Origin of the sequence: Variovorax sp. W1I1, assembly GCF_030815625.1 — a bacterium.
Classification (GTDB): domain Bacteria; phylum Pseudomonadota; class Gammaproteobacteria; order Burkholderiales; family Burkholderiaceae_C; genus Variovorax; species Variovorax paradoxus_C.
Genome location: NZ_JAUSWZ010000001.1, coordinates 3,347,496 through 3,365,739 on the forward strand (window position 1 = coordinate 3,347,496; position 18,244 = coordinate 3,365,739).

Below are 18,244 nucleotides of genomic sequence, written 5' to 3' on the forward strand. Positions count from 1 at the left end.
AGGACACATCCCCATGAACGCAAATTCCCAATCCGAAATCCAGAAGCTCGTCTCCGCCGAAGAGTGGCAACTACGAGTCGACCTCGCCGCCTGCTACCGGCTCGTGGCGCTCTACGGCTGGAGCGACCTCGTGTTCACGCACATCAGCGCGCGCGTGCCCGGCCCGGAACATCACTTCCTCATCAATCCCTACGGCCTGATGTTCGACGAGATCACCGCATCGAGCCTGGTGAAGGTCGACCAGCAGTGCAACAAGATCATCGAGTCGCCCTACCCGGTGAACCCGGCCGGCTTCGTGATCCACAGCGCGGTGCATGCCGCGCGCGAAGACATCCAGTGCGTGCTGCACACCCACACGAAGGCCGGCATCGCGGTGAGCGCGCAGAAGAACGGCGTGCTGCCCATCAGCCAGCAATCGACCTTCGTGCTGGCCTCGCTGGCCTACCACGACTACGAAGGCGTGGCCTTCCGCGACGACGAGAAGCCGCGCCTGCAGGCCGACATGGGCCACGCCAACTTCCTCATGCTGCGCAACCACGGCCTCTTGACCTGCGGCAAGACCATTGCCGATGCGTTTCTTTCGATGTACACCTTCGAGAACACCTGCCAGATCCAGATCGCCGCGCAATCGGGCGGCAGCGAACTCACGCACGTCGACCCGAGGATCATCGATGGCGTGGGTCAGGCGATGAAGGTGCAGAGCGGCGGTCTCGGCGGCATGTTCGTCTGGCCTTCGCTGATCCGCAAACTCGACCGCATCGACGACAGCTACAAACAATAAGACGCGTCGACCCCGGTTTCCACGGCTGCCAGCGCCCGCGCGACGGGTGCGGGCAGCCATTTTTTTAAGCTCGTTCAAGAAAAACGAAAGAGGAGACAACACCCCATGGACACCACGCTCATCGTGACCCGGTTCCTGTTCGGCGCGCTCGCGCTGGTGATGTTCGGGCTGGGGCTGTCGCTCTCGCTGGCCGACTTCCGGCGGCTCTTCAAGCACCCCAAGGCGGTGACCATCGCGCTCCTGCTGCAGGTCATTGGCCTGCCGCTGGCCTGCTACGCGATCATCGTGGGCTTCGGGCTCTCGCCGGTGTTCGCGATCGGCCTCATGCTGCTGGCGGCCTCGCCGGGCGGCATTTCGGCGAACCTCTTCTCGCACCTCTTCGGCGGGAACGTGGCGATGAACATCTCGCTCACTGCGGTGAACACGCTGCTGTCGATCGTCACGCTGCCGCTCATCGCCAACTGGGCGATCGGCCATTTCGCGCAGAGCGGCCAGGTCGTGCCGCTGCAGACGCGCAAGCTGGTGGAGGTGATCGCGATCGTGATGGTGCCGGTGGCCATCGGCATGTTCGTGGCCTCGCGCAAGCCCGGCTTCGCGGCGCGCATGGAGAAGCCCACCAAGATCTTCAGCGCAGTGGTGCTCGCGGTGGTCACGGTGCTCGCGATCGCGAACGAGTGGAAGACCATCACCGCCACCTTCGCGGAGATCGGCATTCCGGTGCTGCTGTTCAACCTGGTGAGCCTGCTCGCGGGCTACTACCTGAGCCGCGCCGCGGGCCTGGACAAGCCGCTCGCCACCGCCATCAGCTACGAGATCGGCATCCACAACTCCACGCTCGCCATCTTCATCGCGGTGAGCGTGCTCGGGAGTTTTCCGCTCGCGCTGCCGGCCGCCATCTACTCGGTGGTGATGTACATCACGGCCCCGCTGTTCGGATGGTTGCTGCTGCGGCGCGGCCAGGCGGCTGTTGTGCCTGCGCGATGATGCGCGCATGGAACTGAGGCAACTGCGCTACTTCGTCAAGGTCTGCGAACTGCGCAGCATGGGCCGCGCGGCCGTGGAGCTGGGCGTGGTCACCTCGGCGCTGAGCCAGCAGATCAGCCGGCTCGAAAGCGAACTCGCCACGCGGCTCCTGCAACGCAGTTCAACGGGCGTCACGCCCACCGATGCGGGACTCGCCTTTCTGCAGCAGGCGCAGCTCACCTTGCGCCATGCCGACGACGCGGTGCGCGCGGCGCAGCAGGCGCGCCTCTCGGGCCACGTGAGCGTGGGCCTCGCGCCCACCACCGCCACCGTGCTGGGCGTGCCGCTGATGCGCGCGATGCAGGAGCGCTACCCCGAGGTGCGGCTGCACATGGTCGAGGCGCTCTCGGGCCACCTCACGACGATGCTGCACGCGCGCCAGCTCGACCTGGCGGTGCTGTTCCAGACCGACACGCCGCGGCGCTGGAGCGTGACCCCGCTGCTCGCCGAAAAGCTCTTCGTGGTCGCCTCGCCCACGCTGGCCGAACGTCCCAAGGGCACCAAGGTGCGCCTCTCGCAATTGGCCGATGTGCCGTTGATCCTGCCGAGCGGCAGCCACGGCCTGCGCGCCACGCTGATGGCGGCCTTCTTGCGGGCACGCGTCACGCCGCGCATCGTGGCCGAGGTCGACGGTCTCGCGCTGCTGATGGACGCGGTGCATGCCGGCTACGGCGCCACCGTGCAGCCCGGCGCGGCCACCGCGCGGCACGACCGCGACGACCTCGAGCTCACGCAGATCAGCGATGCCCACGTCGGCCGCCGCAACCTGCTCGTGAGCCTGTCGGACGACGAGCTCTCGCCCGCCGCGCTGGCCGCGCGCGTCGTGGTCGCCGACACCGCCCGCGCCCTCGTGCGCGAGGGTCGCTGGACAGGCGCGAGTCTTCTCGAAAACTGAACACCCGTTGCCTGTTCAGGCCTTTCGCGTGAAGGCCGCGCTCCCTAAAGTCTCCTGATTCCAAGGAGACCCACGAGTGACAGATGTATTGGTTGTCGGCGGCGGCAATGCCGCGCTATGCGCCGCGCTGATGGCGCGCGAGGCCGGCGCTTCGGTGCTGCTGCTGGAAGCCTCGCCCAAGGAGTGGCGCGGCGGCAATTCGCAGCACACCCGCAACCTGCGCTGCATGCACGACGCGCCGCAGGACGTGCTGATCGATGCCTACCCTGAAGAGGAGTACTGGCAAGACCTCTTGAAGGTGACCGGCGGCCTCACCGACGAGCACCTCGCGCGCCTGGTGATCCGCGCCTCGTCGAGCTGCCGCGACTGGATGCGCAGCCACGGCGTGCACTTCCAGCCGCCGCTGTCGGGTGCGCTGCATGTGGCGCGCACCAACGCCTTCTTCATGGGCGGCGGCAAGGCGCTGGTGAATGCGTATTTCCGCAGCGCCGAGAAGCTGGGCGTGCAGATCCGCTACGACACGCCCGTGGCCTCGGTCGAACTCGACGGCGACCGCTTCGTGGCCGTGCGCACCGAGGCCGGCGAACGCATTGAAGCAAGGAGCTGCGTGCTCGCCTCGGGCGGCTTCGAATCGAACCGCGAATGGCTGCGCGAGGCCTGGGGCCAGAACGAGCGCGGCGAATGGCCGGCCGACAACTTCCTCATCCGCGGCACGCGCTTCAACCAGGGCGTGCTGCTGAAATACATGATCGCCGCGGGCGCCGACAGCATCGGCGATCCGTCGCAGGGCCACATGGTGGCCATCGATGCGCGCGCGCCGCTGTACGACGGCGGCATCTGCACGCGCATCGATTGCGTGTCGCTCGGCGTGGTGGTCAATCGCGAGGCGCAGCGCTTCTACGACGAGGGCGAAGACTTCTGGCCCAAGCGCTATGCGATCTGGGGCCGGCTCGTGGCGCAGCAGCCGGGGCAGATCGCCTGGTCGGTCATCGACCAGAAGGCGGTCGGCCGATTCATGCCGCCGGTGTTCAGCGGCACGCAGGCCAACACGCTGGGCGAACTCGCGCAGAAGATCGGCCTGGACGAAGCGACGTTCGTTCGCACCGTGCAGGACTACAACGCCGCCTGCCGCGTCGGCCGCTTCGACCACACCGCGCTCGACGACTGCCACACCGAAGGCATCGCGCCCGCGAAGACGCACTGGGCGCGCCCGCTGGACACCGCGCCCTTCTACGCCTACCCGGTGCGCCCCGGCATCACCTTCACCTACCTCGGCCTGAAGGTGGACGAGACCGCCGCCGTGCGCTTCGGCGGACGCGCGAGCCCCAACCTGTTCGTGGCCGGCGAAATGATGGCCGGCAACGTGCTGGGCAAGGGCTACACGGCCGGCGTCGGCATGAGCATCGGCACGGCCTTCGGCCGCATCGCCGGCACGCAGGCCGCGAAGGCCGCGCGCGCGGCAAAGAACCTTTCGAAGAACTCCCCGGAGACCGCCCTTGCAGCAGCTCACTGATCTCGTCGCACGCGCCCGTGCGGATGCCGACGGCATCGGCAGCGCTTCGTCGCGCGTGATTCCCATCCGCCCCGCCCTGCCGTTGACCGCCAGCGAGGGCGAGGTCGCGCGCATCCTGCAGATCTGCAACGCCTGCCGCTACTGCGAAGGCTTCTGCGCCGCGTTCCCCGCCATGACGCGCCGGCTCGAATTCGGCAAGGCCGACACGCACTACCTCGCCAACCTCTGCCACAACTGCGGCTCCTGCCTGCACGCCTGCCAGTACGCACCGCCGCACGAGTTCGCGGTGAACGTGCCGCAGGCGATGGCGCAGGTGCGCATGCAGACGTACCACGACTACGCCTGGCCGCCCGCGATGGGGGCGCTCTACAAGAAGGCCGGGCTTACCGTCGCGCTGGCCCTCGCGGGCGGGCTCGCGCTGTTCCTGGTGCTGGCCGTCGCGATGTCGGGCTCGCTGCTGCACGAGCCGCTTGCCGGAAACTTCTACGCGATCTTTCCGCACAACTTCCTCGCGCTGGTGTTCGGCGCGGTGTTCCTCTTCGTGATGTTCGCGCTGGCCATGGGCGTGCGGCGTTTCTGGCGCGAGGTGTCGCCCGCGAACGATCCGGGCAACGCGCCGTCGATGCCCGGCGTGCGTGGCCCGGCCAGCGCCGAAGCCGCGCACGACGCGCTGCGCCTGAAGTACCTGGGCGGCGGCCACGGCGAAGGCTGCAACAACGAGGACGACCGCTTCACGCTCTGGCGCCGGCGCTTCCACCACTTCACCTTCTACGGCTTCATGCTGTGCTTCGCCTCGACCTGCGTGGCGACGCTCTATCACTACCTGTTCAGCCTGCACGCGCCCTATGCGCTCACCAGCCTGCCGGTGCTGCTGGGCACTGCCGGGGGCATCGGCCTCGTGATCGGTCCCATCGGCCTCCTGTGGCTGAACCTTCGGCGCAACGCCGCGCACGGCGACGTCGCGCAGCGGCCGATGGACCGAGGCTTCATCGCGCTGCTGCTGCTCACGAGCATCACCGGCCTCGCGCTCCTCGCATGGCGCGACACGGGCTTCATGGCGCTGCTGCTGGCGGTGCACCTGGGCGTGGTGATGGCGCTCTTCCTCACGCTGCCCTACGGCAAGTTCGCGCACGGCATCTTCCGCTCGGCGGCGCTGCTGAAGTTCGCGATCGAGAAACGCCTGCCCAGCCGCCTGCAGCTCGGCGCCGATTGACTTTCACCGCTATCGAAAGGAAACCAACGATGACGAACCCTGGCGTGCTCCAGATCCCCTCCATGAAAGACAAGTGCTCGCCCGCCGAATGGCAGGCCCGCATCGACCTGGCCGCCTGCTACCGGCTGGTCGACCTGTACGGCATGTCGGACATGATGGCCAACCACATTTCCTCGCACGTGCCGGGCGAGCACGGCGCGTTCCTCATCAACCCCTACGGGATGATGTACGAGGAGATCACCGCGTCCAGCCTCATCAAGGTCGACGCCGATGGCCGCATCCTCTCGTCGCCCGATTTCGGCGAGCTGAACTACGGCATCAACAAGGCCGGCTACGTGATCCACAGCGCGGTGCATGCCGCGCGGCCCGACGTGGCCTGCGTGATCCACACGCACAGCTGGGCGTCGATGGCGGTGTCGTCGCTCGAATGCGGGCTGCTGCCGCTCACCCAGACGGCCATGCGCTTCCTGAAGATCGGCTATCACGACTACCAGGGCGTGGTACTGAACACCGAAGAGCAAGCATCGCTGCTCGCGGACCTCGGCGATGGCGAGGCGGTGATCTTCCGCAACCACGGCGCCCTCGTCGTGGGCCGCAGCGTGGGCGAAGCCTTCAACTGGATGCACCGGCTCGAGCTGGCCTGCCGCGCGCAGATCGGCGCGATGTCGTGCAACACGCCGCTGAAGGCCGTGCCGCAAGAGGTGCTCGAAGAAACCTGGAACAACTACCAGCCCGGCACCCGCCGCCCCTACGGGCTCATGGAATGGCCCGCGCTGCTGCGCAAGCTCGACCGCATGGACCCGAGCTTCCGCGACTGACACGCACACACCGAAGAACAGCAGAGACAACGCCCCATGAAGAGAAGACTCCTCCCCGCCGTGCTCGCGGCGCTCGCGACAGCGTTTGCATTGCCCGCGCTCGCGCAGAAATTTCCGCAAAAGCCGGTCACCCTCGTCGTGCCGTTCGCGCCCGGCGGCAACCTCGATGTCGTCGCGCGCACGCTGGCACCGGCGCTGGGCCAGATCCTCGGCCAGTCGGTGATCGTGGACAACCGCGCGGGGGCCGGCGGTGCCATCGGCGCCTCGTACGTGGCGCGCGCGCAGCCCGACGGCTACACGCTGCTGGTCAGCACGCCGAACGCGCTAGTCGTGCTGCCGCTGATGACGAAGACGAGCTACGCGCTCGACAACTTCGCCCCTATCGGTCTGGCCGCCACCACGCCGCTGGTGATCGCCGTGCGCGGCCAAGGCCCGTACAAGGACATCGACGCCGTGCTCTCGGCCGCGCGCAGCAAGCCGGGCCAGGTCACGGCCGGCCATGCGGGACCGGGCACCACCAACCATGTCGCGCTGCTGCAGCTCGAACAGGCCGGCAAGCTGAGCCTGAACACCGTGCCGTACAAGGGTTCGGCCCCGGCGCTCACCGACCTTCTGGGCGGGCAGATCGACCTTGTGGTGGACCAGCTCACGAGCTCGGCCGCGCACATCCAGTCGGGCATGCTGCGCGTGGTGGCCGTGATGTCGAAGGACCGCGACCCCGCATTGCCGAACGTGCCCACGTTGCGCGAAGCCGGCCTGAAGGATTTCGACGCCACCACCGCGACCGGCCTGCTCGCGCCTGCCGGCACGCCACCGGATGTGATCAACGCGCTCAACGCCGCGCTGCGCAAAGCGCTGGCCGATGAGACGGTCAAGCGCCGCCTGATCTCCGTCGGCAGCCCCGGCCAGGCCTCGTCGCCCGACGAATGGCTCGCGACGCTGAAGAAGGAAGACGCGAACGCGCGGCTTCTCGCCAAGAGCGGCAAGCTCAAGACCGATTGAGGAGGCACGCACCATGACCCGCCCTTGCCTGCCTCCTCACGACGCATTCACGCCCGTGTCCTTCGCGCTGCCGCCCGGCGCGTGCGACAGCCACGCGCATGTCTTCGGCCCCTTCGACCGCTTTCCGCTGGCTGAGGACCGCAGCTACACACCGGGCGAATACCCCGGCGAAGCCTTCATCGCGCACCTCGACCGGCTGGGCCTCTCGCGCGGCGTGCTGGTGACGGGCAGCGCGAGCGGCACCGACAACGGCGCGGTGCTCGCCGCGCTCGCGCAATACCCCGAGCGCCTGCGCGGCATCGCCGTGCCGCAGGCGGACACCAGCGATGCGAAACTCGACCGCTGGCACGCGGCCGGCATCCGCGGCGTTCGCTTCAACCTCTTCAAGCGAGACGGCCATGCCGTGTACCGCAACGGCGTCGGCATCGAGGTGCTGGAAGCGCTGGCGCCGCGCCTCGCCGAGCGCGGCTGGCACGCGCAGATGTGGATCCACGCGCCCGACCTCATCGAACTCGCGCCGCGTTTGCTGCGTCTCGGCCTGCCGCTCGTCATCGACCACATGGGCCGCATGGCGGCGTCGCGCGGCATCGACGACCCGGGCTTTCGCACGCTGTGCCGCCTCGTCGCCGAAGGCAAGGCCTGGACCAAGATTTCGGGCGCCGACCGCAACACCGGCATGGACCTGCCCTACGCCGACATCGATCCCTTCGCCATCGCGCTGCTGCAGGCCAACGCCGAGCGCGTCGTGTGGGGCACCGACTGGCCGCACATCAACTACTTCGAAGCGCAGCAGGTGCCGGACGACGGCGCCCTGGTGAACCTGCTCGCGCGCTGGCTGCCCGACGAGGCGCAGCGCAAGCGCGTGCTGGTCGACAACCCGGCGGCGCTGTACGACTTTCCCCGGCCCAAGTAGAGACAAAGACGACAGACCCAAGGATCAGAAAAATGAAACGAGACAAGCCTTCCTCCTCTTCCTCCGTCCCGCTGCTGCGAAAGCTCATGGGCACGGCCACCGCCGTGCTGCTGGCTGCCGGCCTCGGCTCCGCGCCGCGCGCCGAAGCGCAATCCGCGTATCCCAACAAACCCGTGCGCGTGGTCGTCGCCTTCACCGCGGGCGGCACCACCGACATCCTCGCGCGCGCCGTCACGCAGCAGATGTCCGAGAAGCTGGGCCAGCCCTTCGTCATCGACAACAAGCCCGGCGGCGGCGGCAACATCGGCACCGAGTTCGTGGTGCGCGCACCGGCCGATGGCTACACGCTCATCGTCAACTCGGTCGGCCCGATGGCCGTGAACCAGACGCTCTACAAGAACATGACCTACGACCCGCTCGCCGACCTCGTGCCGGTGGTGCAGATCGCCGACGTGCCCAACGTGCTGGTCGTGAACCCCGAGGTGCCCGCCAAGACGATGGAAGAGTTCATCGCCTACGCGAAGGCCAACCCCAACAAGCTGAACTACGGCTCGACGGGCATCGGCACCTCGTCGCACCTGTCGAGCTACATGCTCAGCAAGCGCATCGGCGCCGAGACGCTGCACGTGCCCTACAAGGGCGCCAACGCGCTGACCGACCTGCTCGCGGGGCGCATCCAGTTCATGTTCGCGACCATTCCTTCCGTCATCTCACACATCCGCGCAGGCAAGCTGCGCGCCATCGCAGTGAGCAGCCTGAAGCGCTCGCGCTCGCTGCCCGACGTGCCGACCGTGGCCGAGAAGGGTTTCGCCGGTTTCTCGGCGGGTTCGTGGTTCGGCTTCTTCGCGCCGAAGGGCACGCCGGCGCCGGTGATCGCGCTGCTCAACAAATCGGTGAACGACGCGCTGCCTTCGCTGGAAGCGCAGATGATCCGCGAGGGCGCCGACCCGGTCGGCGGCACGCCCGAGCAGTTCGGCAAGTTCACGCGGCAGGAGTACGACAAGTGGAAAGTGATCGTGCGCGAGTCGGGCGCGACGGCGGAATGACGGAGCCGCTGCGCATCCTGATGACGCCCTCGGCTGTGCAGCAGGCCGGCACGGGTCTGGCCGATGCGCTCGGCGGGCGCGCGCACATGGTGGTGAACGCCGGAGACGATGCGGACATCGCCTTCGTCTCGCGCGACGTGACCGGCCTCTCGACCAAGCATCAGGTGCTGCCCCACACGCAGCAGTTTCACGACGCCTTGCGCAGCGCACCATCGCTGCGATGGGTGCATGCGCATTCGTCTGGCGCCGACCGGCCCGTGTACGGCGAGCTGCGTGCGCGCGGCGTGGAGGTGACGACTTCGTCGGGCGCCAATGCGGGCGTGGTCGTGCAGACCGCGCTGGCCGGCGTGCTGATGCTGGCGCGGTGCTTTCCTCAGCTGCTCGCGGCGCAACGCGAGAAGACCTGGGCACCGCTCGTGGGCAGCGGCCTGCCGCGCGACCTGGCGGGCCAGACGGCGGTGATCGTCGGCTGGGGCCCGATCGGGCAAGGCCTCGGGGCGTTGCTTTCTGCGCTGGGTCTGCGCGTGGTGGCCGTGCGCACCAGTGCGGGCGCCGACAGCGTGCGCTTCGAAGACATTCACACCGTGCTGCCGCGCGCCGACTGGTTGCTGCTCGCCTGCCCGCTGACCGACCGCACGCGGGGCCTCGTCAATGCTGCGGCGCTCGCATTGCTGCCGCACGGCGCGCGACTCGTGAACGTCTCGCGCGGCGAGGTCGTCGATGAACCTGCGCTCATCGCAGCCCTCCGCAGCGGCGCGCTTTCCGGCGCCTACCTCGACGTGTTCGCTCACGAGCCCCTGCCGGCCGATTCGCCGCTGTGGGACATGCCGAACGTGATCGTCACGCCCCACACCGCCGGCCACTCGGACGGCAACGAGGCGCGGGTCGCCGCGCTCTTCCTGGACAACCTGAAACGCTGGAACGAAGGCCAGCCGCTGCTGAACCGCGTGGCCTGACGCCATCCCCTTCTCAAACAACAACACCAAGACCTCACGACCATGAATCGAAAAAATTTCCTCCACACCGCCGTCGCCGCGCTGATGCTCGCCACGGGCGCGTCTTCGGCACTTGCCGCCGACTGGCCCACGAAACCCATCACCCTCATCGTTCCCTTCGTGGCCGGAGGCACCACCGACATCGTCGCGCGCACCATCGGCCAGAAGCTCTCGGAGGCGCTCAAGCAGCCGGTGATCATCGACAACCGCGGCGGCGCGGGCGGCACAGTGGGCGCGACCATCGCGTCGAAAGCGCCGGCCGATGGCTACACGCTGTTCCTCGCCACCATCGCGCATTCGATCGCGCCGGGCCTCTACAAGAAGCTCGCCTACGACTTCCAGCGCGACTTCGATCCGGTGGCGCTCGCTGCCTCGACGCCCAATGTGCTGATCGTCAACGACAAGGTGCCCGCAAAGACCGTGGCCGAGCTCGTGGCTTACATCAAGGCGAACCCGGGCAAGGTCAACTTCGGCTCGGCCGGCAACGGCAGCACCGAGCACATCTCGGGAGAACTCTTCCGCTCGATGACCAAGACCGACATCGTCCACGTGCCCTACAAGGGCGGCGCGCCGATGATGGCGGACCTCATGGGCGGCCAGATCCAGATGGCCATCGAGACCAGCCCCTCGGCCTCGCCGCACATCAAGGCCGGCAAGGTGCATGCGCTGGCCGTGACGACGAAGACGCGCTCGCCCGCCTACCCCGGCGTGCCGACGCTCGACGAAGCCGGTCTCAAGGGCTACGACATGACAACCTGGTTCGCGTTGATGGCGCCGCACGGCACGCCGCCCGACATCGTGCAGCGCCTGAACACCGAACTCGCCCGCGCGGTGCAGCAGCCCGACGTGGTCAGGCGCTTCGAGGAACAGGGCGTGACGGCCGGGAACATGAAGCCCGCGGAGCTTGCGAAGTTCATCGGCAGCGAGACGACGAAGTGGGTCCAGGTGGCGAAAGAAGCCGGCGCTACCGCCGAGTGATGCCGCAGCGCAAGACATAGCCCTACGGCCTCGACGGAAACCCGCTTGCCGGGGGCGAAGGGCGTTGTCTGCAGAATAGGAGGCCATGCACGTTCGAAAAGCGGCGCTCGCCGCCCTCCTCCTCTCCCTCTCGTCCGGCTTCCTTCCCCCCGCTTCAGCCGCCTCGGTTCCCGATGACCCCGCAGCCTCCGCCGCGGTGGACGCGCGCATCGAATCGCTGATCGCGCGCATGACCGTCGAGGAAAAGTCCGGCCAGCTGAGCCTCTACGGTCCCGCGGACATCGACACCCCCAACAACCCACAGGCGGGCTGGCGCAACGGCCAGCAGGAGACGGCCGACGTGCGCGCCGGCCGCCTCACCGGCCTTTTCAACAACGCGGGCCTCGAAGGCAAGCGGCGGCTGCAGCAGATCGCGGTGCGCGAATCGCGGCTGGGCATTCCACTCATCTTCGGCGCCGACGTGATCCACGGCTTTCGCACGATCTTCCCGATGCCGCTGGCCGAGGCCTCCAGCTGGGAACCCGCGCTGGCCGAACGCACCACGCGTGCGGCGGCGGTCGAGGCCACGGCCGACGGTTTTCGCTGGACCTTCGCACCGATGGTCGACATCGCGCGTGACGCACGCTGGGGCCGCGGCCTCGAAGGCGTCGGCGAAGACCCGTACCTCGCGCGCCAGTTCGCTGCGGCGCGAGTGCGTGGTTTCCAGGGCAGCAGCCTCTCGAACGCCGATTCAATGCTCGCCACACCCAAGCACTTCGCGGCCTACGGCGCGGCGGAAGGCGGGCTGGACTACAACAGCAGCGACATCTCCGAGCGGACGCTGCGCGAGGTCTACCTGCCGCCGTTCCGCGCGGCCATCGATGCGGGCGCGCTCTCGGTCATGAGCGGCTTCAACGAGATCGCAGGCATCCCCTCGACCGCGAACCCCGCGCTGCTCACCGGCGTGCTGCGCGACGAGTGGAAGTTCAAGGGCTTCGTGGTGTCCGACTTCACGGCCGACGAAGAACTCATCGAGCACGGCTACGCCGCCAACGGCCGCGAGGCCGCCAAGATGGCCTTCATGGCCGGCACCGACGTGAGCATGCAGAGCGGGCTCTACATGCGCCACCTGCCCGACCTCGTGGCCTCCGGCGAAGTGCCGATGGCGCGGCTCGACGAGGCGGTGCGCCGCGTGCTGCACGTCAAGCAGAAGCTGGGCCTCTTCGACGACCCGTTCCGCAACCTCGACGGACCGCCAGCCGCGCAGCGCACCGAGAACCCCGAGTTCATCGCGCTCGCCCGCGAGGACGCACGCCGCTCCATCGTCATGCTCAAGAACGAGGCCAAGCTGCTGCCGCTGCCCAAGGCCGGCACGAAGATCGCGCTGATCGGTCCGTTCTCCGAGGGCACGAAGGACCTGATGGGATCGTGGAGCCTGTTCCCGGGCCAGTCGGCGCCGGTGGGCATCGACGAAGGGCTGCGCGCTGCATTGGGACCCGATTCGTCCGTGACGATCGCGCGCGGCTCGAACGTCGAGTCGCCGCTGCCCGGCGGCGTCGAGGCCGCCGTGGCCGCCGCACGCGATGCCGACGTGGTGGTGCTGGCCATCGGCGAAAGCCAGAAGATGTCGGGCGAGTCGCGCTCGCGCAGCGACATCGGCCTGCCACAGCCGCAGCAGGACCTGGCCGAAGCCGTGGCCGCCACCGGCAAGCCGGTGGTCGTGCTCCTGAGCAACGGGCGCGCGATGGCGCTCAAGGGCGCGGTGCGCAATGCGCGCGCCGTCCTCGTGACCTGGTTCCTCGGCGTGCAGACGGGCCACGCCATTGCCGACGTGGTGTTCGGCGACTTCAATCCTTCGGGCCGCCTGCCGGTGAGCTTTCCGCAGACCGCCGGCCAGGTGCCCTACTACTACGCCCACAAGCGCACCGGCCGGCCCTCGCCCGAAGGCGCGCCGGGCACGTCGTTCAAGACGCGCTATGTCGATGCGACGAACGAGGCGCTCTACCCCTTCGGCTTCGGCATCGGCTACGCACCCGTGCGCTACGACAGCGTGGAACTGAGCCAGGACCGCATGACGATGGGCGACACGCTGCGCGTGCGCGCCACCGTCACCAACACCGGCATGCGCGAGGCGGAGGAAGTGGTGCAGCTCTACCTCTCGGAACGCGCCGCGAGCGTGACGCGGCCGGTGCGCGAACTCAAGGGGTTCCAGAAGGTGCGCATCGAGCCGGGCGCGTCCAAAGTGGTCGAGTTCACGCTCACCGCGGCCGACATGGAATTCATCGGCCGCGACATGAAGCCTGTGGTCGAACCGGGTGAGTTCGACCTGTGGGTGGCGCCTTCGGCTGCGAGCGGCATCCGAAAGCGCTTCGTGCTCACCCGCGACTGAGGCGCGAGTGAGCCGGGCGGCTTACTCGCCGCTCGCCGTCGCGGAAGGCAGGTTCGCCGACGCCACCGGCGGCTGCACCTGGGATTCGAGGATCTCGGTCGGGTGCATCGCATTGTTGGCGCGCACCGCCTCGGCCTGGACCTGTGCGCGGTCGGCGCCCGCGACCGGTGCTTGCACCTGCGACTCGAGAACCTCGGTCGCATGGATGCCGGTGTTGGCCTGCATCGCGTCCGTGGCCACCGCATCGCGCGACAGGGTCGAATGGGACATCTGTGGATAGTCCGGATCGGCGAATCCGCTCGCATGCGCGAACGAGGCCAGCAGCACGGCCGGCGCGGCGGCGATGCAGAGGGTTGCGATACGCAATTTCATGGGTGTCTCCTGGAGTGATGGTCTTTTCACTCTAGGACGGCCCACTTACGGGCCGGTGATGACTTGCTTAGACCTGCGTGAGAAGGCGCGCCGGGACGCGCGCGTCTTCTCATCACGCGTTGCGAACTCAGTCGAACACGCCGGTGAACGCGACCCGGCTCACCACGCCCGAACTGGTCACGCCCGCGCCGAACGTGACGCTGTAGCGGCCGTCTTCCGAGGTGCGGCGCAGCGATCCGCCCATCGCGTTCTCGCTGCGGAAGTTGCCCAGGCCCACGGCATAGCTGACCTTGCCGGGCACGACCGGTGCGGACTCCATCGCCGCGACGCCCGCGATGCCCGCATACGCGCGCCGTGCGTTGTCGCCGATCTCGTTCTGCAGGCGCGCGGCCGTCAGATCCGTGTAGGCCTTGCCGAACGGCAGGCCTTGCGCCGCGACGGTGTCGGTGTACGCGTTGGCCGAGGCCACGCCGTTCTGCACCATGCCCTGCACCTGGCCCACGTTGGTCGCGTCGGTCGGTGCGCTGCCGGGCGCCACGCCCGTGAGCTGGCGGTTGCCCAGCGCCACTTCGCCGGCCGACGACTGCAGCCCGGCCATGCCGGGGGCCACATAGTTCGACTGCGCGCCGCGCGTGGTCACGCTGCCCGCGCCGAGCGCCACGCTGTTGGCGTGCTGCACGAGCGCGTTGGCGCCCAGCGCAATGCCCGCATCGGCCCGCGCCTCTGCGCCGCTGCCGACGGCCATCGCGTTGTCGGCGCTGGCGCGCGCCGAGGTGCCGATCGACAGCGTCTGGCTCGCGTTCACGTAGATGCCCGCGTCGTTGCCGATGGCGATGTTGGCGTTGCCGCTCACATGCCGGCCCGCGCCGTTGCCCTGCGCCGTGTTGTCGTTGCCAATCACGCCCTGCCCGGCCGTCGCGCCGAAGGCCTGGTTGCGGTTGCCCTGCACGCCGCCGCCCGCGCCCTGGCCGGTCGCGATGTTGCTGTTGCCCGAGACCTGCGCGCCGGCCATCTGGCCCGTGGCCTGGTTGTTCGAACCCGTGACGCCCGCGCCGGCGCCCGCACCGCTGGAGATGTTGTTGCTGCCGTTCACGTCACGGCCTGCGCTGTTGCCGTAGGCCTGGTTGTTGTTGCCCGTGACGTTGCCGCCGGCGCTGGTGCCGTAGGCCTCGTTGTCGGAGCCGGTCACGTGCTGGCCGGCATTGGAGCCGGTTGCGTCGTTGCGGTTGCCGGTGACGAACTGGCCCGCGGCGTAGCCGTTCGAATTGTTGTAATCGCCGGTGACGTTCTCGCCCGCACTGCGGCCCATGGTCTGGTTCCAGCCGCCGACCACGTTGGTGCCCGCGTAGTAGCCGATGGCCTGGTTGGCGTTCTTGCCCGACACGTTGGTGCCCGCGCCTTCGCCGATGGCCAGGTTCCAGTTGGTGCTGACGTTGTTGCCCGCACCGTTGCCCATCGAGATGTCGTTGCTGCCGGTCACGTTCTTGCCGGCGTTGGTGCCGATGGCCGTGTTCTCGCTGCCCGTGACGTTGCTGCCGGCGCCGTTGCCCATCGCGTTGTTGTTGCTGCCCGCGACGGCCATGCCCGCGTTCGTGCCGGTCGAGTTGTTGTCGGAGCCGGTCACGCCGCTGCCGGCGTGAAAGCCCGTCGCGTTGTTGTGGTTGCCCGTGACGTTGTCGCCGGCACTTCGGCCGAAGGACTGGTTCCAGCCGCCCTTCACGTCGGTACCGGCTTGGAAGCCGATGGCCTGGTTGGCGTTGTCGCCGCTCACGTTGGTGCCCGCGCCGTCGCCGATGGCCAGGTTGTACTTGGTGCTGACGTTGTTGCCGGTGTTGGTGCCGATCGCCTGGTTGTTGGTGCCGGTGACGCCGGTGATGCCGGTGCCGGTGCCGATCCCGAGGTTGGACTTGGCCGGGTCCCAGGTGATGGTCTGGGCATGGCCGAGACCCACACCCGAGCCGAGCGCGACGGCCAGCCCGACCAGGGCTGCGCCGCGCGTTGCGCGCTTGTGTTTCATGCTTCTCCTCTTTGTTATCGTTGAAGGTGCGCGTTCAGGCGGCCGACAGATGCAGTGCCATCGCCGGATCGCTCACGCTCGGCTTGCCCGTTTCGACGCGGCCCGAGAAGCGGCGCTCGAAGTTGTCGGCGGTCACGGTGAAGTCGTACCAGTGGCCGCTGTTCTCCAGGTTCCAGTGCAGGAGGCTGGTGGCGCCCGCGGCCACGTCGAGCGACCAGGGACCGTCGGTGCGGTAGGCATTGGCCTTGACCGACACCGTGCCGGCGCCCGTGCCGGTGTTGTGCACCTTCACGTAGACCTGGCCGGCGGCCGGGTCGTAGCAGACCTGCACTTCGGGCTTGAAGGCCGCGGTGTCGGTGGCCAGCGCGTCGCCCTTGAAGGTGCGCACGAAGCCGTTGCTGCTGTACACCCACAGCTCGTACTTGCCGCTGTCGGTGGCGCCGGCGTTCCAGTAGTCGGTCAGTTGCTTGCCGGCCTCGACCGTGTAGCGGCGCGGGATGCGGTCCAGGTGCAGCTTGTCGTAGACGTGGAACACCGCGCCCTGGTTGCCGGTATTGCTGAAGATCAGTGACACGAGACCGCGCGGCTCGATGCGCGCGCTGGTGTGCAGTTCGTAGGGCAGCGCGCGCGAGAAGCGCGTGCCGGTTTCCTGGTACAGCGGCTGCGGGGTGGCGGGGGCCTTGGTCACGGCGCCCGTGTTGCCCAGCAGCTTCTGCGCCGCATTGACCGCGGGATAGCCGCTCGTGTCGGGCAGCTTGGGAACGACCGGATCGTTCGGGCTCACGAAATCGAAGCACGAGGTGAGATCGCCGCAGACCGCACGATGCCATGGGCTGATCGCGTCGATCGTGATGCCGAAGCGCTGCTCCAGGAAGCGGCCCATCGAGGTGTGGTCGAACACCTGCGAATTGACCCAGCCGCCCTTGCTCCACGGCGAGACCACGTACATCGGCACGCGCGAGCTCAGGCCCCAGGGGCGCGTCTTGCCGCTGGTGGTGTCGGCCGCGTTCAGGTAGCTGCCCACGGAGGCGTCGAAGTATTCGCCGTCCAGCGGCACGGTGGACTTGCCCATCAGTTCGCCGTTGGCGTCGTACGAGGGCACCGCGGGCATTGCCAGGTGGTCGAAGAAGCCGTCGTTCTCGTCGAAGGTGACGAAGAGCGCGGTCTTGCTCCAGACCGCGAGGTTCGAGGTCAGCGCGGTCAGCACATCGGAGATGAAGTCGGCCGCGCCGGCCACGCCTTCGCTGCTGCCCGGATGCTCGGCCAGCGCCTGCGTGGGCAGCACCCACGAGACCTGCGGCAGGGTGTCGTTCATCACGTCCTGCTTGAGCTGGGCGAGGAAGTTCGTGGCGCCGTCGGCCGTCGCGGGTCCGCCCGTGAGGCCGTGCTCATAGACCGGCGAGCCCGGCTGCGCGGTGCGGAAGCTCTCGAAGGCCAGGCAGCCGTTCATGGCGCCCGTCCAGTTGTTGTTCATGTTCTGGTAGATGTGCCAGGTGATGCCGGCCTTCTGCAGCACGTCGGGCAGCGTGTCCCACTTGAACGAGTTGTTGACGTACTTGTAGTTGTAGGCACCCGTCGCATCGGTCTGGCCCGTACCGTCGGTCTTCTGTGCCCGTCCCGCAACCCAGTTGGAAGGGCTGGGCCAGCAGCGCGAGTTCACCGGTTCGGAATCGGTGTCCGTGCTGTTGATGCCCTTCTTGCGCAGTTCCGGGTTGAAGTTGGAACCCGACCAGAACACGATGCGGTTCGGGTCGGTGCCGGTGAGGATGGAGCAGTGGTAGCCGTCGCAGATCGTGAAGGCATCGGCCAGCGCGAACTGGAACGGAATGTCTTCGCGGAGGTAATAGCCCATCGTCGCCTGGTTCTTGAACTGGATCCAGCGGTCCATCTTTCCCTGGTTCCATGCGCCCTGCATGTCGGGGAAGTTGTGCGGCGTGCCCGAGCCGATCAGCGCATTGGCGATCGTGGAGTCACGGCGGAACGGCTGGATGTCAGGGCCGTCGACGACGGTGTTGGGCTGGAAGAAAACCGGCTTGCCGTTGGCCAGCGGAATCGGGAAGCGGTCGCCGAAGCCGCGCACGCCGCGCAGGGTGCCGAAGTAGTGGTCGAAGCTGCGGTTCTCCTGCATCAGGATCACGATGTGCTTGATGTCCTTGATGGTGCCGGTGTCGACGACGGCCTCGACGGCGAGCGCCTTGCGGATCACGGGCGGCAGCATCGTCATGGCCGAGGCGGCGCCGATGGCGCCGGCCGACTTGCGGAAGAAATCGCGACGGTTGGGGGTGTTCATGGGTGGTCTTTCAACGCGAG

15 protein-coding genes are annotated in these 18,244 nt (G+C 68.1%); 12 read left to right on the forward strand and 3 right to left on the reverse strand.

From position 1 onward, the window contains the following. Positions 1-13 precede the first annotated feature (13 nt). The 12 genes from QFZ83_RS15670 (at position 14) to QFZ83_RS15725 (ending at position 13,545) form a co-directional block, all read left to right on the forward strand. Positions 14-781 carry a class II aldolase/adducin family protein gene (locus tag QFZ83_RS15670; protein ID WP_042580147.1) on the forward strand — a complete coding sequence of 256 codons (768 nt, stop codon included), beginning with the start codon at positions 14-16 and terminating at the stop codon, positions 779-781. 105 nt (positions 782-886) lie between these two features. Beyond that, positions 887-1,765 carry a bile acid:sodium symporter family protein gene (locus tag QFZ83_RS15675; protein ID WP_307507938.1) on the forward strand — a complete coding sequence of 293 codons (879 nt, stop codon included), beginning with the start codon at positions 887-889 and terminating at the stop codon, positions 1,763-1,765. Between the two features lie 7 nt (positions 1,766-1,772). Continuing rightward, positions 1,773-2,699 (forward strand): LysR substrate-binding domain-containing protein, encoded by a 927-nt coding sequence (locus QFZ83_RS15680; protein WP_307507939.1) that lies wholly within the window; start codon positions 1,773-1,775, stop codon positions 2,697-2,699. 76 nt (positions 2,700-2,775) lie between these two features. After that, on the forward strand, positions 2,776-4,212 hold the full coding sequence (gene tcuA / locus QFZ83_RS15685) for an FAD-dependent tricarballylate dehydrogenase TcuA (RefSeq protein ID WP_307507940.1): 1,437 nt from the start codon (positions 2,776-2,778) through the stop codon (positions 4,210-4,212). Next, positions 4,196-5,425: a tricarballylate utilization 4Fe-4S protein TcuB gene (gene tcuB, locus QFZ83_RS15690; RefSeq protein WP_307507941.1), complete on the forward strand. Its 1,230-nt coding sequence runs from the start codon at positions 4,196-4,198 to the stop codon at positions 5,423-5,425. The genes tcuA and tcuB overlap by 17 nt, the downstream gene beginning before the upstream one ends. Positions 5,426-5,454: 29 nt before the next feature. Then, entirely contained in the window at positions 5,455-6,243 is a 789-nt protein-coding gene (locus tag QFZ83_RS15695) for a class II aldolase/adducin family protein (RefSeq protein ID WP_307507942.1), read from the forward strand. A gap of 36 nt (positions 6,244-6,279) precedes the next feature. Beyond that, entirely contained in the window at positions 6,280-7,245 is a 966-nt protein-coding gene (locus QFZ83_RS15700; RefSeq protein WP_307507943.1) for a tripartite tricarboxylate transporter substrate binding protein, read from the forward strand. 13 nt (positions 7,246-7,258) lie between these two features. Further along, on the forward strand, positions 7,259-8,158 hold the full coding sequence (locus QFZ83_RS15705; protein ID WP_307507944.1) for an amidohydrolase: 900 nt from the start codon (positions 7,259-7,261) through the stop codon (positions 8,156-8,158). An 86-nt stretch (positions 8,159-8,244) separates the two neighbouring features. Beyond that, entirely contained in the window at positions 8,245-9,204 is a 960-nt protein-coding gene (locus QFZ83_RS15710; protein WP_307512723.1) for a tripartite tricarboxylate transporter substrate binding protein, read from the forward strand. Continuing rightward, positions 9,201-10,160, forward strand: a complete 960-nt coding sequence (locus QFZ83_RS15715; RefSeq protein WP_307507945.1) for a D-2-hydroxyacid dehydrogenase — start codon at positions 9,201-9,203, stop codon at positions 10,158-10,160. Before QFZ83_RS15710 ends, QFZ83_RS15715 begins: the two co-directional genes overlap by 4 nt. A gap of 42 nt (positions 10,161-10,202) precedes the next feature. Further along, positions 10,203-11,177 carry a tripartite tricarboxylate transporter substrate binding protein gene (locus QFZ83_RS15720; RefSeq protein WP_307507946.1) on the forward strand — a complete coding sequence of 325 codons (975 nt, stop codon included), beginning with the start codon at positions 10,203-10,205 and terminating at the stop codon, positions 11,175-11,177. Between the two features lie 85 nt (positions 11,178-11,262). Continuing rightward, on the forward strand, positions 11,263-13,545 hold the full coding sequence (locus tag QFZ83_RS15725; RefSeq protein WP_307507947.1) for a glycoside hydrolase family 3 N-terminal domain-containing protein: 2,283 nt from the start codon (positions 11,263-11,265) through the stop codon (positions 13,543-13,545). Positions 13,546-13,566: 21 nt separating this feature from the next. Here the strand turns inward: QFZ83_RS15725 and QFZ83_RS15730 are convergent, their stop codons facing one another. The 3 genes from QFZ83_RS15730 to QFZ83_RS15740 form a co-directional block, all read right to left on the reverse strand. After that, the gene (locus QFZ83_RS15730; protein ID WP_307507948.1) at positions 13,567-13,917 is read right to left on the reverse strand and encodes a hypothetical protein; all 351 of its coding nucleotides are present in this window, start codon (positions 13,915-13,917) and stop codon (positions 13,567-13,569) included. A 127-nt stretch (positions 13,918-14,044) separates the two neighbouring features. Continuing rightward, positions 14,045-15,934 (reverse strand): hypothetical protein, encoded by a 1,890-nt coding sequence (locus QFZ83_RS15735; RefSeq protein ID WP_307507949.1) that lies wholly within the window; start codon positions 15,932-15,934, stop codon positions 14,045-14,047. 34 nt (positions 15,935-15,968) lie between these two features. Further along, positions 15,969-18,224: a phosphocholine-specific phospholipase C gene (locus QFZ83_RS15740; RefSeq protein ID WP_307507950.1), complete on the reverse strand. Its 2,256-nt coding sequence runs from the start codon at positions 18,222-18,224 to the stop codon at positions 15,969-15,971. Positions 18,225-18,244: the final 20 nt, after the last annotated feature.

What these genes read in the sequence shown, in the direction of transcription:
- QFZ83_RS15715 (WP_307507945.1), top strand. Translation starts at nt 9,201, where the DNA reads ATGACGGAGCCGCTGCGCATCCTGATGACGCCCTCGGCTGTGCAGCAG.
- QFZ83_RS15725 (WP_307507947.1), top strand. Translation starts at nt 11,263, where the DNA reads ATGCACGTTCGAAAAGCGGCGCTCGCCGCCCTCCTCCTCTCCCTCTCG.
- QFZ83_RS15720 (WP_307507946.1), top strand. Translation starts at nt 10,203, where the DNA reads ATGAATCGAAAAAATTTCCTCCACACCGCCGTCGCCGCGCTGATGCTC.
- QFZ83_RS15705 (WP_307507944.1), top strand. Translation starts at nt 7,259, where the DNA reads ATGACCCGCCCTTGCCTGCCTCCTCACGACGCATTCACGCCCGTGTCC.
- QFZ83_RS15670 (WP_042580147.1), top strand. Translation starts at nt 14, where the DNA reads ATGAACGCAAATTCCCAATCCGAAATCCAGAAGCTCGTCTCCGCCGAA.
- QFZ83_RS15740 (WP_307507950.1), bottom strand. Translation starts at nt 18,224, where the DNA reads ATGAACACCCCCAACCGTCGCGATTTCTTCCGCAAGTCGGCCGGCGCC.
- QFZ83_RS15730 (WP_307507948.1), bottom strand. Translation starts at nt 13,917, where the DNA reads ATGAAATTGCGTATCGCAACCCTCTGCATCGCCGCCGCGCCGGCCGTG.
- QFZ83_RS15735 (WP_307507949.1), bottom strand. Translation starts at nt 15,934, where the DNA reads ATGAAACACAAGCGCGCAACGCGCGGCGCAGCCCTGGTCGGGCTGGCC.
- QFZ83_RS15710 (WP_307512723.1), top strand. Translation starts at nt 8,245, where the DNA reads ATGGGCACGGCCACCGCCGTGCTGCTGGCTGCCGGCCTCGGCTCCGCG.
- QFZ83_RS15695 (WP_307507942.1), top strand. Translation starts at nt 5,455, where the DNA reads ATGACGAACCCTGGCGTGCTCCAGATCCCCTCCATGAAAGACAAGTGC.
- QFZ83_RS15700 (WP_307507943.1), top strand. Translation starts at nt 6,280, where the DNA reads ATGAAGAGAAGACTCCTCCCCGCCGTGCTCGCGGCGCTCGCGACAGCG.
- QFZ83_RS15680 (WP_307507939.1), top strand. Translation starts at nt 1,773, where the DNA reads ATGGAACTGAGGCAACTGCGCTACTTCGTCAAGGTCTGCGAACTGCGC.
- QFZ83_RS15675 (WP_307507938.1), top strand. Translation starts at nt 887, where the DNA reads ATGGACACCACGCTCATCGTGACCCGGTTCCTGTTCGGCGCGCTCGCG.